General features: G+C 35.7%; 15 protein-coding genes. 4 read left to right on the plus strand and 11 right to left on the minus strand.

Translation table 11 applies throughout. The annotated features are described in order from the left end of the window. Positions 1–36 precede the first annotated feature (36 nt). From murD to mraZ, 7 genes are read right to left on the minus strand one after another with little or no spacing between them, the layout of a single operon-like run. On the minus strand, positions 37–1,371 hold the full coding sequence (gene murD / locus SBO79_RS01025) for a UDP-N-acetylmuramoyl-L-alanine--D-glutamate ligase (protein ID WP_318641191.1): 1,335 nt from the start codon (positions 1,369–1,371) through the stop codon (positions 37–39). Position 1,372: 1 nt separating this feature from the next. After that, positions 1,373–2,602, minus strand: a complete 1,230-nt coding sequence (gene mraY, locus SBO79_RS01030) for a phospho-N-acetylmuramoyl-pentapeptide-transferase (RefSeq protein ID WP_318641192.1) — start codon at positions 2,600–2,602, stop codon at positions 1,373–1,375. Positions 2,603–2,608: 6 nt separating this feature from the next. Then, positions 2,609–4,072: a UDP-N-acetylmuramoyl-L-alanyl-D-glutamate--2,6-diaminopimelate ligase gene (locus SBO79_RS01035; protein WP_318641193.1), complete on the minus strand. Its 1,464-nt coding sequence runs from the start codon at positions 4,070–4,072 to the stop codon at positions 2,609–2,611. After that, positions 4,069–6,069: a PASTA domain-containing penicillin-binding protein gene (locus SBO79_RS01040; protein WP_318641194.1), complete on the minus strand. Its 2,001-nt coding sequence runs from the start codon at positions 6,067–6,069 to the stop codon at positions 4,069–4,071. The genes SBO79_RS01035 and SBO79_RS01040 overlap by 4 nt, the downstream gene beginning before the upstream one ends. After that, the gene (locus SBO79_RS01045) at positions 6,060–6,407 is read right to left on the minus strand and encodes an FtsL-like putative cell division protein (protein WP_318641195.1); all 348 of its coding nucleotides are present in this window, start codon (positions 6,405–6,407) and stop codon (positions 6,060–6,062) included. Before SBO79_RS01045 ends, SBO79_RS01040 begins: the two co-directional genes overlap by 10 nt. Positions 6,408–6,410: 3 nt before the next feature. Continuing rightward, positions 6,411–7,319, minus strand: a complete 909-nt coding sequence (rsmH, locus tag SBO79_RS01050; protein WP_318641196.1) for a 16S rRNA (cytosine(1402)-N(4))-methyltransferase RsmH — start codon at positions 7,317–7,319, stop codon at positions 6,411–6,413. After that, on the minus strand, positions 7,294–7,767 hold the full coding sequence (gene mraZ, locus SBO79_RS01055) for a division/cell wall cluster transcriptional repressor MraZ (protein ID WP_318641197.1): 474 nt from the start codon (positions 7,765–7,767) through the stop codon (positions 7,294–7,296). Before mraZ ends, rsmH begins: the two co-directional genes overlap by 26 nt. 328 nt (positions 7,768–8,095) lie before the next feature. On the opposite strand from mraZ, the gene SBO79_RS01060 reads away from it, so the two are divergent. Next, a complete protein-coding gene (locus SBO79_RS01060) occupies positions 8,096–8,866 on the plus strand; it encodes an alpha/beta fold hydrolase (RefSeq protein ID WP_318641198.1) in 771 nt (256 codons plus the stop codon). Between the two features lie 24 nt (positions 8,867–8,890). After that, the gene (yihA, locus tag SBO79_RS01065) at positions 8,891–9,511 is read left to right on the plus strand and encodes a ribosome biogenesis GTP-binding protein YihA/YsxC (RefSeq protein ID WP_318641199.1); all 621 of its coding nucleotides are present in this window, start codon (positions 8,891–8,893) and stop codon (positions 9,509–9,511) included. A gap of 66 nt (positions 9,512–9,577) precedes the next feature. Here yihA and gldC read toward each other — a convergent pair whose 3' ends face one another. Together gldC and gldB are read right to left on the minus strand one after the other, a co-directional pair. After that, positions 9,578–9,916 carry a gliding motility protein GldC gene (gene gldC, locus SBO79_RS01070; RefSeq protein WP_318641200.1) on the minus strand — a complete coding sequence of 113 codons (339 nt, stop codon included), beginning with the start codon at positions 9,914–9,916 and terminating at the stop codon, positions 9,578–9,580. After that, the gene (gldB, locus tag SBO79_RS01075; RefSeq protein ID WP_318641201.1) at positions 9,913–10,872 is read right to left on the minus strand and encodes a gliding motility lipoprotein GldB; all 960 of its coding nucleotides are present in this window, start codon (positions 10,870–10,872) and stop codon (positions 9,913–9,915) included. Before gldB ends, gldC begins: the two co-directional genes overlap by 4 nt. A gap of 143 nt (positions 10,873–11,015) precedes the next feature. Here gldB and nadE point away from each other — a divergent pair, with 143 nt between their 5' ends. Together nadE and SBO79_RS01085 are read left to right on the plus strand one after the other, a co-directional pair. Continuing rightward, positions 11,016–11,828, plus strand: coding sequence for an NAD(+) synthase (nadE, locus tag SBO79_RS01080; protein WP_318641202.1), 813 nt, complete (start codon positions 11,016–11,018; stop codon positions 11,826–11,828). Between the two features lie 51 nt (positions 11,829–11,879). Continuing rightward, complete coding sequence (locus SBO79_RS01085; protein ID WP_318641203.1) at positions 11,880–12,509, plus strand: LuxR C-terminal-related transcriptional regulator; 630 nt, start codon at positions 11,880–11,882, stop codon at positions 12,507–12,509. On the opposite strand, the gene dnaG is transcribed toward SBO79_RS01085, so the two are convergent. Next, positions 12,506–14,482: a DNA primase gene (gene dnaG / locus SBO79_RS01090; RefSeq protein WP_318641204.1), complete on the minus strand. Its 1,977-nt coding sequence runs from the start codon at positions 14,480–14,482 to the stop codon at positions 12,506–12,508. The genes SBO79_RS01085 and dnaG overlap by 4 nt on opposite strands. 222 nt (positions 14,483–14,704) lie before the next feature. Further along, positions 14,705–15,757 (minus strand): hypothetical protein, encoded by a 1,053-nt coding sequence (locus SBO79_RS01095; RefSeq protein WP_318641205.1) that lies wholly within the window; start codon positions 15,755–15,757, stop codon positions 14,705–14,707. Positions 15,758–15,784: the final 27 nt, after the last annotated feature.

Raw genomic sequence — 15,784 nt, forward strand, 5'->3', positions numbered from 1 at the left:
TAATCCTGCTTTAGTACGTTTTTAACTTGGAATATTTTATAAATTCTGAACAGCTTGTTTAAACTGCCTTCCCCTATCTTCATAATTTTCGAATAAATCAAAACTTGCACAAGCTGGAGATAACAACACTGAATCCCCTTTTTCGGCAATACGTTGCGCCATTTTTACCGCGTCATTCATAGTCGAAACTTCAACCATCACATCAACGATATTTCCAAAAGCATCAATAATTTTACGATTATCAAGGCCAAGACAAATAATTGCTTTTACCTTCTCATTTACTAGAGGTAACAATTCAGCATAGTCATTCCCTTTGTCAACACCTCCCACGATCCAAATTGTTGGCGAATTCATACTATCGAGCGCAAAAAATGTTGCATTTACATTAGTTGCTTTCGAATCATTGATGTACTGAATATTTTGAATTTTTAGAACTTTTTCCAACCGATGCTCTACACCTTGAAAGTTTGACAGACTTTCTCTGATTGTAGCTTTTCGTATCTTCATCAGTTTAGCCACAGAAGTTGCTGCCATTGCATTTTTTAGATTATGTTTCCCCTCCAAAGCAATGCATTCTGTATCAAAATTCAATTCTTCGTGGTTTATGTTGATTTCCATTTTATTGTTTTTTATGTATGTTCCTTCTTTTAGCTCTTGCGTTAACGAGAAGGGAATTAATTGTGCTTTTACTTTATTTTGGCTTAACCAGGCTTTTATCTCAACATCATCTGCATCGTAAATAAGATAATCGTCATTGCTTTGATTCATCGTTATTCTAAATTTCGAATTAATATAATTTTGATAAAGATTATCATATCGATCCAAATGATCGGGACTCAGATTGGTAATGATAGCAATATGTGGGTTAAAATTGATCATTCCATCTAGTTGAAAACTACTCAGCTCTAAAACGTAGCAGTCAAACTGATCTTCTGCAACTTGCCATGCGAAACTCTTCCCGATATTTCCACCTATTCCAACATTCAAACCTCCCTTTTTCAACAAATGATATGTCAACATGGTTGTGGTTGTCTTGCCGTTACTACCGGTGATTCCAATTAATATAGCTTCTGTATATTTTGATGCAAATTCGATTTCGGAAATTACCGGTATCTTCTTGTCTCGTATTTTCTTTACTATTGGTGAGTTGTCCGAAATTCCTGGACTTTTCATAACTACATCGGCGTTAAGAATAAGTTCTTCACTATGCTGCTCTTCTTCCCATGTGATACCATTAATTACAAGAACTTCTTTGTAATGATTTTTTATTTTTCCAAAATCAGACACAAAGACATCGTAGCCTTTTTTGATGCCTAATATCGCAGTACCTACACCACTCTCGCCTCCACCTAAAATTACTAATCTTTCCATACTACCTTAATTTTAGAGTTACGATTGACAGAATTGCGAGCATTATTCCAACAATCCAGAAACGTGTCACAATCTTACTTTCGTGATAACCTTTTTTCTGATAATGGTGGTGTAAAGGTGACATTAAAAACACTCTACGGCCTTCGCCAAAGCGTTTTTTGGTATATTTAAAATACCCCACCTGAATTACCACCGATAAATTTTCTACCAAAAATATTCCACACAATAGAGGAATTAATAATTCTTTTCGAACCGAAATTGCCAAAACAGCTATAATTCCTCCGATGGTTAAACTTCCCGTATCTCCCATAAAAACCGAGGCTGGGTATGAATTGTACCACAAAAACCCGATTAATGCTCCCACGAATGCTGCTATAAAGACAGTCATTTCACCCGAGTTGGGTATGTACATTATATTTAAATAAGTCGAAAAAATAATATTACCCGAAACGAAAGTAAATATCCCGAGTGCGAGGACGGAGATTGCCGACGTGCCCGCCGCAAGTCCATCAATTCCATCAGTGAGATTTGCACCGTTTGACACGGCGGTGATGATAAAAATTACAATTGGAATAAAAATCAACCAGGCCATATCGCGATATCCTTCCCCTGTCCAAGCAAGAAGTTCGGCATAGTCAAATTCATTATTTTTCATAAAGGGAATCGTAGTAGCGGTCGATTTCTTCTCAAGAGGAATTGGATGAATCATATTCTCGGTCTGGTTAAAATTAACTACTGCCTTTTGAGTTTCATTTCTCACAGTTACCCCGGGATCAAAATATAAAACAGTTCCCACAATTAGTCCTAATCCTACTTGACCAATAACTTTAAACCCACCTTTTAAACCCTTTTTATCTTTTTTAAATATTTTAATATAATCATCAATAAATCCGATAGTTCCCATCCATAGCGTTGTAACAATAAGCAGCACGATATAAATATTATCCAACTTTGCTAATAATATAACTGGAACCAATGTGGCGACTATTATAATAAGTCCACCCATTGTAGGAGTACCCGCCTTTTGCGTTTGTCCATCTAATCCTAATTCGCGAACTGTTTCACCTACTTGCTGATTGCGCAAAAAGTTGACAATTTTCTTTCCGTAAATGGTAGAAATAAGCAATGAAAAGACAACTGCCAATCCTGAACGGAACGTAATGTATTGAAATACACCTGTTCCAGGAATGTCCATTTCGTTATTGAGATATTCAAATAGATAGTATAACATAATGGTTTATTTATTAAGTTGCTTCAACAATGTTGTTACTATCTTCATATCATCAAAATCCGACTTAACGCCGTGAATCTCTTGATACGTTTCATGACCTTTTCCTGCAATTAGAATGATATCATTTGCATTTGCAAATTGACAAGCCGCTTTAATCGCTTGGAATCTATCGGTTATAGAAAGGGTTTTATTTCTGTTCTGAATTTGCACACCTTTTTCCATATCTTCAATAATCTGTTCAGGCACTTCGGTGCGAGGATTATCAGACGTTAAAATTGCTTTGTCACTTAAAACAGAAGCAATATCTGCCATCAATGGTCGCTTGGTTTTATCTCTATCTCCTCCACACCCAACAACTGTGAGTAATTGCTCATTGCGTGTGCGAATAGAATTGATTGTCTGCAAGACATTTTCTAATGCATCGGGCGTGTGTGCATAATCTACAATTGCTGTGATATTAGTGTCTGAAACTATAAATTGAAAGCGTCCGGAAACACTTTCAAGCAGCGAAAGCAATCTCAAAACCTCAATCTTTTCCATTCCAAGTTCTACAGCAGTTGCATAAATTGCTAAAAGATTATAAGCATTGAATGTTCCAATCAGTCTCGTCCACACTTCATTATCCTCAATTTTTAGCAATAAACCTGAAAGTTGATTTTCTAAAATTTGAGCTCTGTAATCAGCATACGATTTTAGAGCGTAGGTAACTTTTTTTGCCGTTGTATTTTGAAGGATTACCGCGCCATTCTTATCATCAATATTGGAAATTGCAAATGCTGTACGAGGCAAATTATCAAAAAATGATTTCTTGACATCTCTGTATTCTGCAAAACTGGTATGGTAATCTAAATGATCGTGGGACAAATTTGTAAATACACCACCTGCAAAATAGAGTCCTTCGGTGCGCTTCTGATGAATGCCGTGTGAGCTAACTTCCATAAAGCAGAAATCAACTTCATTATCTAACATCAGCTGCAGATATTTATTTATTGTAAGCGAATCTGGCGTTGTGTGAGTAGCTTTATATTCTAACTCATCTACCATAATTTTTACGGTAGAAATTAGCCCAACTTTATAACCCGCATCTTTGTATAACTGATATAATAATGAAGCCACCGTAGTTTTTCCATTTGTTCCTGTTATTCCCACCAATTTTAGTTTGGCCGAAGGATTTTCGTAAAAATTTGCAGCCATAGTTGCTAATGCACTATTGGTGTTTTTTACAATTATAAAAGTTACGTCGTCATCCATCACCGCAGGTGGAGTTTCGCATACAATCGTTGTTGCTCCTTTATCAATCGCGGTCTGAACAAAATTATGTCCATCAGCAATACTTCCTCTGATGGCTATAAAAATATCTGAAGGCTGAATCGCTCTTGAATCAAATTCAATTTTTCGCACAGGAATATCAGTTGAGCCCTTTACAGATTCAATTGCTACTTTGTATAATATTTCTTTTAAATTCTTCACGACAATTCGATTGTTATAGTTTTAAGCTTCTCTAGTACTTCACCTTCTTTGATAGATTGAGATTTCACTCGTCCAGTTCCAATAGCTTTGACTTTAAATCCTTGATTTTCTAATAGTGCCACTGCATCCATTCCATTCATTCCATGAAGATTTGGCATGGTCAGCATTTTTGTATTTGCTGCTGCAAAATAATTTTTGTAACTATTTTCTTGCTGTAAATTCTTTTTATTAAGATTGTCGATCTCATTAAGCGAGGGGCTATCTGTAAAGATTTTTTGTGCTATTCTCTTAAAAACTGGCCCAGAAACATCTCCGCCATAATATCCTTTGGCCACATTGGGCTCATGGACAATGACGATGCAGGAATATTTAGGATTTACTGCGGGGAAGTATCCTGCGAACGACGAAGAATAATATTTCTCACTACCACCACTGTGTCCATAATTCACTTGAGCTGTTCCGGTTTTTCCGGCCATCGAGAAATCTTTTGAATATAATCTTGATGCGGTGCCACGTTTAACTACATTTTCTAAAATTGCTTGAACTTTATCAATAGTTTCTTGCGAGCAGATTTGTGGATTTATTACCTCGGTCTCATATTTCTTAATGGTTTTATTCCATGCCTTTACTTCGGTAATAAACTGAGGTTTTACCATCCTTCCATTATTAGCAATAGCATTATAAAAGGTAAGAGTTTGTAGCGGCGTTAATGACACACCATATCCAAATCCCATCCAAGGAAGCGTAATTTTACTCCAAAGTTTATCACTTAATTGCGGTATATGTGGGTTTCCTTCCCCTTGAAAAGGCAATCCTAATTTCCTATTTAAACCATAACTATTAAAGCGGTCAACAACTTTTTTAGGATTGTTTTCGTAACTTTTCATCATTGCCTGGACTAATATGGTATTTGACGAAAGTTCAAAACCTCTTGCAAGGGATAGTTTTCCGTAACCTCCTTTTTTTGAATCTCTAACACTTCTGCCAGAATACTTAACAATACCATCAAAACTGTCAAAAACAGTACTGGTATCTACCACTTTGTCTTCAAGCATTGCGGTTAAAGCCATTAACTTAAAAGTAGATCCTGGTTCTTGTGTTTCGGCGACAGCATAATTTACAGTTTCATAATAAGATCCATCGTCGGCTCTTCCTAAATTTGAAATTGCTTTTATGTGGCCTGTCTCTGTCTCCATTACGATGACACACCCATGATCAGCTTCGTAATATTCTAATTGCTTCAACAACGCGTGGTGTGCAATATCTTGAATATAGACATCTATCGTCGAAACCACATCGTACCCATCTTTTGGCTCCACTTCATTGTTATTTCTAATAGGTTTCCATTGACCTTGGGCTATTTTCTGTTTGAGAACGCGTCCATCTTTTCCGTTTAGATACTTTCCAAATGCCCCTTCGATGCCAACGCGAATTAAAGCGCCCGATTCTGTGGTACGTTCGTAACCAATTGTACGTTCTGCGATTTTTCCAATAGGATGTTCACGAACAGTTTTTTGCTCGGTGATAATGCCTCCTTTATAAGGACCTAACTCAAAGAGTGGAAAATTTTTAATCCGTATGTATTGTGTATAACTCAAATCGCGTGCTACCAAGAGATACCTGTTATTCTGAGCTCTCGCTCTTCTTAAAAGATTTTGATAATATGAACTTGGTTTTCCTAGCATCACTGACAAAGAATCAGAAAGAGGCTTTACATTTTTCTCAAATGCTGCCGACTTCGCTGCCACTGCATCAAATCTTATTTTATAACTTGGTATAGAAGTAGCAAGTAGGCTACCATCTGCAGAGTAAATATTCCCTTTGTTGGCTGGAATAATAAAATTACGCACAGTACGTTCTTTGGCTAATTTTCGATAGTAATCACCTTCTGTAAACTCAATGTTTGTGAGCTTTACCAAAATAGCAATAGCCACGAGAAACATCATGAATGCTACAAGGTAAATACGATAGGTGATATGTTTATCTTCTACTGCCATAATCTATCTACTAAACTCTTTTTCTTTTCTTGCTTTACTTTAATTTTCTGTGGCGGTACAGACGATGGAAATATCTCTTTAGCTTCCATTCTTTCTGATACTGTCGATTCCATTTTAAGTTTCATTAACTCCGAACGTCTATCTACAAATTCGGATCTTAATTCTTTGACTTCTGACGATAGTGCTACTATTTTAAAAATCTTACGTTCAAAATGATTTGTATTTCCAATCATCAAAATGGCAAGGAAAATCAAAAAGACTATAAATCGCCAGTTTTTTAGCGAATCCTCTTTGATTAAAAATCGAGCTTTTAATATGTTGTAAATATTTTGTTTCATTTTTTAGCACTTTTCTGCTACTCTTAATTTCGCACTTCTAGCGCGGTTATTCAATTTTATCTCTTCTGCCGTTGGAACAATTAATTTTTCAATAGTTTTAAAAGGAACTGTAAAATTTCCGAAGAAATCCTTTTCAGGCTCACCTTCAAACAATCCATTTTTGACAAACCTTTTTACCAATCGATCTTCTAAAGAATGGTAGGAGATTACAGATAATCTACCACCCGGCTCCAAAATCTCTAGTGATTGAAGCAAAAACTCCTTCAGCACATCCATTTCTTTGTTAACTTCAATACGTATTGCTTGATAAATTTGTGCTAATATTTTATTGCTTTTGTGAGCTGGTAAAAAACGAGCAAGGATAAATTTTAAATCTTCGCTGTTTCTAATTGGCTCCTGCTCTCTTGCCTCGATAATTACTCTTGCAATTGCTGGAGCATTTTTAAGTTCGCCATAATTAAGAAAGACATCTTTAAGCTGTTCTTGTTCATATTCATTGACCACCTTAAAAGCATCAAGATCATTTTTTTTACTCATTCGCATGTCCAATTCAGCTTCAAAACGAGTCGAGAAACCACGTTCGGCAACGTCAAACTGGTGTGACGAGACTCCCAGATCACCCAAAATTCCATTAACTGCTTTGACATTGTAAAATCGTAGAAATCTCTTTAAATACTGAAAGTTTTCTGGAATTAATGTAAAGCGTTCATCATCAATTGCATTAGCTTGAGCATCTTCGTCTTGATCAAAAGCAAACAACTTTCCGTTTGGTCCAAGTCGGCTCAATATTTCACGTGAGTGTCCACCGCCACCAAAGGTTACATCTACATAAATCCCGTCTGGCTTGATATTCAAACCGTCAACAGATTCCTTTAGCAATACTGGATTATGATATTCCATCTTCGTCATCATTTAAATTTCCCATTACACTTTCTGCCAAAGCAGCAAAGTCTAAATCTGTAGTTTCTATCGACTTTTCGTATAAATCCTTGTCCCAGATCTCAATTATATTTACTGCTGATGCTAACACAACATCTTTTGATATCTTTGCAAAGGCGCTTAAATCTTTTGCAATAAGCAATCTTCCAAGAGCATCAATTTCTACAATCTTAACTCCAGCCGTGAACTTTCTTATAAAATCGTCATTTTGCTTAACAAACTTATTTAGTTTGTTTATTTTCTTCATCATCACTTCCCACTCCTTCATCGGGTACAATTCTATACATTGCTGAAAAACTGACCGCTTCATCACAAATCCATCTTGTAACGAACTAGCAATCTGCTTCTTCAAAGGAGCGGGCACCATTAGCCTTCCCTTTGCGTCAACTTTGCACTCATATGTTCCGATGATTGTATTCAACTTCTTGCGTTAGTTATTAGTGTATGGACAAAAATATAAAAAAAATTACCACAATATACCACAATATACCACATTGTTGATAAGTTTTACCACTTCCAATGGTCTTAAGCACTGACAATTAAAGTTTACCACGAAAATGAGCAGAGTCTTCACAAACTTTTTGTGCTACAATTCTTATAGCATAATATTATAATCTGATTTTGAGACATTTAAATAAATTTTTAGCTACAATCAGTAGATTATTAAAGAGTTTGATATAGCCAAAGTTTTCTCTTATAATAAATGAGAAAATCATATATTTGCCAATAAGAAAAAGCTTGGCATACCTATGGAAGATACCGTGAATAAAGAAGGAAAATATAAATACTTAGAAATTGGAGAAGGAACTCCCATCATCGTACTGCACGGACTTATGGGTGGATTAAGCAACTTTGAAGGAGTTGCATCTTTTTTTCCAGACAAAGGATATAAAGTAATTATTCCTGAATTGCCGATTTACACGCAAAATATTTTGAAGACCAATGTCAAGGCTTTCGCCAAATATGTAAAGGACTTTATTACTTACAAGAAGCTTGACCGTGTTATCTTATTAGGAAATTCACTTGGAGGTCACATTGGATTATACCACGCGAAAATGTATCCAGAAAAAATGGCTGGACTTATCATCACTGGAAGTTCTGGCTTGTACGAAAGTGCTATGGGCGATAGCTATCCGCGACGCGGCGATTATGAGTATATCAGAAGGAAAGCGGAAGATGTATTTTACGATCCAAAAATTGCTACCAAAGAAATTATTGATGAAGTATATGAAATGGCTAATGACCGAATCAAACTCATCAAAACTCTTACAATTGCCAAAAGTGCCATCCGCCATAATATGGCAAAAGATTTACCAAAAATGCACGTGCCGACCTGTATTATTTGGGGTAAAAATGACAAAGTAACTCCGCCGGAAGTCGCAAAGGAGTTTCATGATAAATTACCCAATTCAAGTTTATATTGGATTGACAACTGTGGACATGCTGCAATGATGGAGCATCCGGATGAATTTAATACAATAATGTACGAGTGGTTGCAGAAAGCAAAACTGAAAACCTAAGTAATTTAGAATAAAGAAAAGACAATGAAGATTAACACCGCCGAATTTATAATTAGCAATTCAGAAGTAGACAAATGTCCTAAAGAATTTTTGCCCGAATATGCCTTTATCGGTCGTTCTAATGTAGGTAAATCTTCGCTGATAAATATGCTGACCAATCATAAAAAGTTAGCAAAAACTTCTGGTCGTCCAGGAAAAACACAACTGATCAACCACTTTAAAATCAATAATAATTGGTTCTTAGTCGATCTGCCAGGATATGGTTATGCAAAAGTTTCAAAACGGACGAAATCTGTTTTCCAACAGTTTATAACTGATTATTTTGAAAAAAGAGAACAGCTCGTTTCAGCTTTTGTTCTAATTGATATTAGACATGAAGCTCAAGACATTGACATAGAATTTATGTCTTATCTAGGAGAAAGTGAAATTCCTTTTTGCATTATTTTTACAAAAGCTGACAAAATTAGCAAAGTGAAAATTGATTCACACGTGGCAGCGTACAAAAAGAAAATGCTAGCTAATAACTGGGAAGAGATGCCGATGCACTTTGTAACTTCTGCTACAGAGGGTACAGGAAAAGATACATTATTAGAATTTATTGACGAAGTAAATCAAGACGTCTTCAAACAGGACAGCGAGTTTTAGTCATAAAAAAAAGTCGGTTTAGATCAAGATCTAAACCGACTTTTTTTAAGTATTTAAACGGAGAAATTACTTTTTTACTAGGTCGAGATTTTCTGCAAAATAGGCACAAAAATCCTTCATCGTTTCGGTCATTTTCTCATCACCCGTTGCACGCAAGAAGGTGTCAGACATTGCCACTAGTGTTTGATGAAAAAATATTTTCATTTCATCCACAGGCATTTCTTTCGTCCAAAGATCTATTCTGAGCATTTCTTTTGCCTTACTATCCCACACAGAAAGCAGAACAGCTTTGGTTTCTTGCATTTCTATTCCACCATCCTTTGCACTCCACGTAAGTTTTTCTGGAACACGATTTTCATCTAATTCCACTTCAAATCTAATTTCTGAGGTATGTTTTGCTGTCATTCTTTTCTAGGTTTGTATTTTGAGTTATCAAATATTTCTTTTGAATCTGTTTGCAATAAAGTTTCTAATGAAACATCATTATTTTTTGCATATGATCGCACAATCTGCCAACCAATCCATCGACCCACACTGCCTGGCGTTTCATTATCTATTTCTAAATAAAACTTAGAAAATGGCGCAGGATTTATAAATCTATTGGCAAGTTTTGATGAGGTATCAAACAACAGTTTGTTTTCGATAAAATAGCGCCACATGTAATTTTCATTCTCTTCTGACCATACTATTTCTTCAGATGTATATCCTATTTTTTGGGCATCTGTAGCAGACGGAATCAGTAAATCTTTGAGATACAAAATCTTCCCGTTATAAATCATTTGCGATAGTAATGTTTTATCACGTGGTGGAGCAATTTTTCTTTCGGCAAAGTCCTGCGCCAGGTCAGATACAATCTGCTCTGATTCAAAGTTTTTCTTGATATAGGCAGGGTAGTCATAATATTTATGGTCTTTCCCTAAATAGAGTTCCAAAGAAACAATTAGTAAACTATCGGTATAAATAGCTTTCATATCATTGTCCATATCTCCTATAACAGTGATAATCTTGGGATTAGCTTTTGTTTCTGGAAAATAGAATTTAATATGTTTCAGTAGTTCAGCAATTGAAGCGCTCTCGCTGTCAAAATTTTTATACTTTTTCTGAACCTCATTGTATAAGTCACGCCACTGAGGATCTGTCATTCTTTCTTTCCAAGCCGCATCGTCATTGCTTGAAAAAAAATACGGGTATTTATTTTTGAGCGATTGGAGGTCTTCAGGTTTGGTTTCAAAAAAAGCCTGATCAAATCGATCTACATCTATACTTATAGGTATATTTTCGATTGCTTTTTCTGTCTTATTTTTCTTGTCACATGAAGTAAGTACAATAAAAAATATAAATAATATAAGATAATTCTTCATATATTGGTTTAATTTCGCTTTAATAGGCACTCGCAAGAAATATGCTTGTTATTAAATTAACTTAATAATGCAGCCTACGGTTTTTAATTAGCTTTTATAGTTTTGCAAATATACAGTTCACATTTCAATATATAGATAAATAGATGGTCAATAATAAAGCGATTAATGCAAGCAAAGCATCAGAATTTATATCGCAATGGCTTTTAGAATATGCCACGAAAGCAAATATTAAAGGTTTTGTTATTGGAATTTCAGGTGGAATTGATTCAGCAGTTGTTTCAACTCTTTGCGCAAAAACGGGTCTTAAAACTTTGTGCGTCCAAATGCCAATTCATCAGTCAAATAGTGAATTGACGAGAGCAAGCGAACAGATTCGGTTTTTGCAACAGCATTTTTCTAATGTAGAAGAAAATTTAATAGATCTGACTACCACATTTGATAATTATTCTGGCCTTTTTGAAAGTATAGATGACCCATTAAACGCTCTGACCTTGGCCAATACAAGAGCGAGGTTACGAATGACTACCTTATATCATCTTGCAGGATTAAATGGACTATTAGTAGCAGGAACAGGAAATAAGATTGAGGATTTCGGCGTAGGCTTTTTTACCAAATATGGTGATGGAGGAGTGGATATAAGTCCCATTGCGGATTTATTGAAATCAGAGGTTTTTGCTTTAGCAGCCCATTTAAAAATACCATCCTCTATCCAGAAAGCTTCTCCTACAGATGGATTGTTTGGAGATTCTCGTACTGATGAACAGCAGTTGGGAGCAACTTATAACGAATTAGAGTGGGCAATGTCACAAGGAGTAGATCAAGGAGAAGGAGAAGAAGGTCTTTCTGAAAGACAGCGAGAAGTGCTGGCCATTTATAGAAAGTTAAACCGAGCAAATCAACATAAAATACAACCAATACCTGTCTGTAAAATTCCAGCAGAATTATATAGTACATAATAAATAAAAAGAAGCTAGAAAAAATTTACCAACACCACTAAAACAAAAGTTATGATTAAAGTATGTTTAGCCGACAACTACCCAGTAGTTCACTTTGGGGTGAAATCATATTTCAAAGACCACAGCGACATCAATATAGTGTCAAATGTTGGTAATTTTGGAATGATCGCCGAAGCCTTAAAAAATAAAGAAATCGATATCCTAGTAATGGATCTCGAACTTGACGGATTTACTAGTATTTACGAAATTCGAGCAATCATTCGTGAATATCCTAATACAAAAGTAATTATATTTAGCAGTCTTCCAGAGCAAATATACGCTCCCAATGCAATCAAATCAGGCTGTTCAGCTTACGTTCATAAAACAGCGAAATTGGAATATTTAGGACAAACAATTGTTAAAGTTAGCAATGGAATTATTGTTATGAGCGAAAATGTCAAAAAAGATTTGGCTCTTATCGCTAAACAAAACAAGAGTGATCGTCTTTATCGAAAATTATCAAATCGAGAAATTGAAGTGCTACGTTACCTAAGCGACGGTAAGAAAAATAATGAAATTTCTAAAATTTTGGATTTAAATGAAAAAACCATTAGTACATATAAATTGCGTTTACTTACCAAACTAAATGTAACCAATTTGGTAGATTTAGTAAATAAAGCAAAAACATTAAATATCGTTTAACGAAATCCAGACATTACACGTCCCAGCTTTGTTGAGAATGCATTAATCAGGCGATAATAATCCATTGCCAACCCTAAAATTTCTGCATTGTCAGCATCGGGATCTGTAGATAAGGATTTTTTAAGCTCGTCAATGATACCGTGAACTAAAAACCAGCGCAGTGTGAGAATAGTTTCTGAAACATATTGCGAAATTGACTCAGCTTTTTCCTTGACAGCGATTTGCTGTACCTCCCATTTGTGAAGATGTTCACGCTCCTCCTCCATTAAAATATTTGTAACTTCTAAACTATATTGAGCAGGAAGACGCATTAAATAATGCTCCATTACAAATTCTTGATGTTGATTAAAATATTCGATTAAATCATTGTAAATATCTCTAAACAGTGGATTTGCAAGTTCAACCTCATCTTCCTGCAAACTCAAGAAAATTTTCTGAAAAACTTTACTCTTTTGAATGTTCGTAATTGTTTGGATATTCCCTTCATCATCAGATTGAAGGTAACTTTCTTCAAAATCTTCTTCGGTATTTCCGTATAAAAGCAGAATTTCGATTATTCTCCGTTCTAACTCATATTTTACATCTACTTTTTCAGAATTTGTCGCAGCATCATTTTTAACAACTTCAAAGGCTTTCTGCGGTTTTTTATCCCCTTTTAGTTCATCTAATTTCTCTTTATTGACAAGTTGCGCCAAAGTACTCGTAAGTACTTGCTCCGAAATGTCCATAATTCGCGAACACTCCTGAATATAAATTTCACGCTGTATACGATCTGGTATTTTTGAAATACTGGTAACCATATCACGAATTAACCCTGCCTTTTTTACAGGGTCATTTTTGGCATCGTCGACTAATAATGAGGCTTTAAACTGAATGAAATCTTTTGAATTTTTGGCAAAATACTCCTGCAACTCTTCGCTAGAATGCTTTTTAGCAAAACTATCGGGATCTTCACCGTCTGGAAAACCACAAACTTTTACGTTCATTCCTTCTTCAAGAATCAAATCGATTCCTCTAAGGGAAGCACGTAATCCGGCAGCATCACCGTCAAAAAGCACAGTAATATTTTTGGTTAATCTATTGATTAATCTAATTTGATCTGGACTAAGTGCTGTTCCAGAAGATGAAACAACATTTTCTATCCCTGCTTGATGCATCTGGATTACATCGGTATATCCTTCGACCAAATAACAAGTATCTAATTTGGCAATTGATTGCTTTGCCTGGAAAAGTCCGTAAAGAACTTTACTTTTATGGTAAACATCACTTTCTGGAGAATTTAAATATTTTGCCGCTTTCTTATCGTTACCAAGAATTCGTCCTCCAAATCCTAAAACCCGGCCTGACATACTAAGTATAGGAAACATTACTCGACCGCGGAAGCGATCTGTAAGTCGGTCTTCCTTATTAATGGTCATTCCGGTTGATTCCAGAAATTCTAATTTATAACCTTGACCGAGTGCTTCTTTGGAGAAAGCATCCCACTGCTCTGGCGAAAAACCAAGTGAAAATTTCTTGATCGTGTCCATCGTAAATCCACGCTCTTTGAAATAGGAAAGTCCAATCGCTTGCCCTTCATCACTGTTGAGCATCTTATCATGGAAATATTTTCTGGCATATTCTAAAACGAGATACATGCTTTCGCGTGCGTCGATCAAAGCTTTTTCTTCTTCGGAAGCAACTGTTTCCTCGATTTCGATATTGTATTTTCTGGCGAGATATCTGATTGCTTCGGGATAAGTAAAATGCTCGTGCTCCATAATAAAAGCAATGGCATTTCCTCCTTTTCCTGAACTAAAATCCTTCCAAATCTGTTTTACTGGCGATACCATAAATGATGGTGAGCGCTCATCAGAAAACGGACTCAAACCTTTGTAATTACTACCAGCACGTTTGAGTTGAACGAAATCTTGTATTACTTCTTCGACTCTTACGGCATCAAAAACGGCATCTATTGTGGACTTGGAAATCAATGTTGTTTGTTTTTATTGAGGAGGTCAAAGTTACAAATAATCGTATTGATTAAATACTTTTGCTCAAATATTACGGAAACTCCTAGCCCCGATAGTAGCGGCATCCTCTTTCTTTTTTTCTTAGAAAAAAGAAAGAGATATAGCGGATAGCGGGATTAGCTCCAAATAAAAAAAACGCCTCTCTCCAGAAGCGTTTTCAACTTTAACTAACTAAAAAAAATATTAATTGAGGTCGATTCGCACCCCTAACGAAACATTATTTTGATCGATTCCATTGTTTTTGAACAGCGGATTTAAATCATATTTTGCATACAAACTCACTGCTTGATAACCAACATAGGCACTGATACCGTAGACAAAATCGTTGACATTAAAATCGCCACGCTCGCGATCACGGTTGTTATTTCCGTCCAAATCATACACTAAAATTTGCTTAGATTTGATGTTAAGTCCAGCATATCCGCCTAAACCTACCCGAAAACCTTGATGCGTTTTGAAACCATCAGAATTCGCAATTCTTTCACTTTTAGAAAAATCAAATTCCAAATGCAACGGCACAACTAGCGAAACATTTCGGAAACGAGAATCTTTTAAATCTATCAAACTTGTCTCTAGCATAGTCTCATCTTCGCTCTCCACAAAAACTCTATTATTTGTTGGACGGAGATTATTGTACATTACAGACATTCCGTATTTTGCGTGTAAGAGATTGTGATCTTTTAAGATTCTGGTATTCCAAGTAAAACCCAACTCGTAAAAATGTGAACCTAAATATCTATAATCTGAGTGCGCAACAGCATTGTTTGTTATAAGATTATTAAGACCGGCAGCGAAAACAAACTGGCTTACAGTTCGGTTTTCTATAAATTTGTCTGCCAAAGTATCCTTTTCTTGCTCAGCGCCAACAATAATACTTGCAGTTATATGTTTAGAAAATTTTGAACGGTAGTCTTTACCAACTGTGCCATTAACTTTTTCCTGAACAAGATCACTTAACTCTTGATGCGCCACGGCAGTTCGCTCTTCTATATTTTTCGCTCTTTTCTCGGCAACGGCAAGTTTTTGACTGTCTGCTTGCTCCTTATTGATGGTCGATTTTGCGTAAAGATCATTGATAGTTTCAACCTCAACTTTGAGCGCATCTTTCTCCTCTTGAGTGATTTTTTCGATCTTCTCGGCAATGGCGTAGGCTCGCGCTTCAAAGGTTTCTTGGGCGTATACCTGGGTTAAAAAAAGGCATAGGAATGCCGCTAACGAAAGTGTAAAATTTTTCATTTTGTTTGTGTTTTGGTGGTTTATAAA

Source organism: Flavobacterium ardleyense (assembly GCF_033547075.1).
Taxonomy (GTDB): Bacteria; Bacteroidota; Bacteroidia; order Flavobacteriales; family Flavobacteriaceae; genus Flavobacterium; species Flavobacterium ardleyense_A.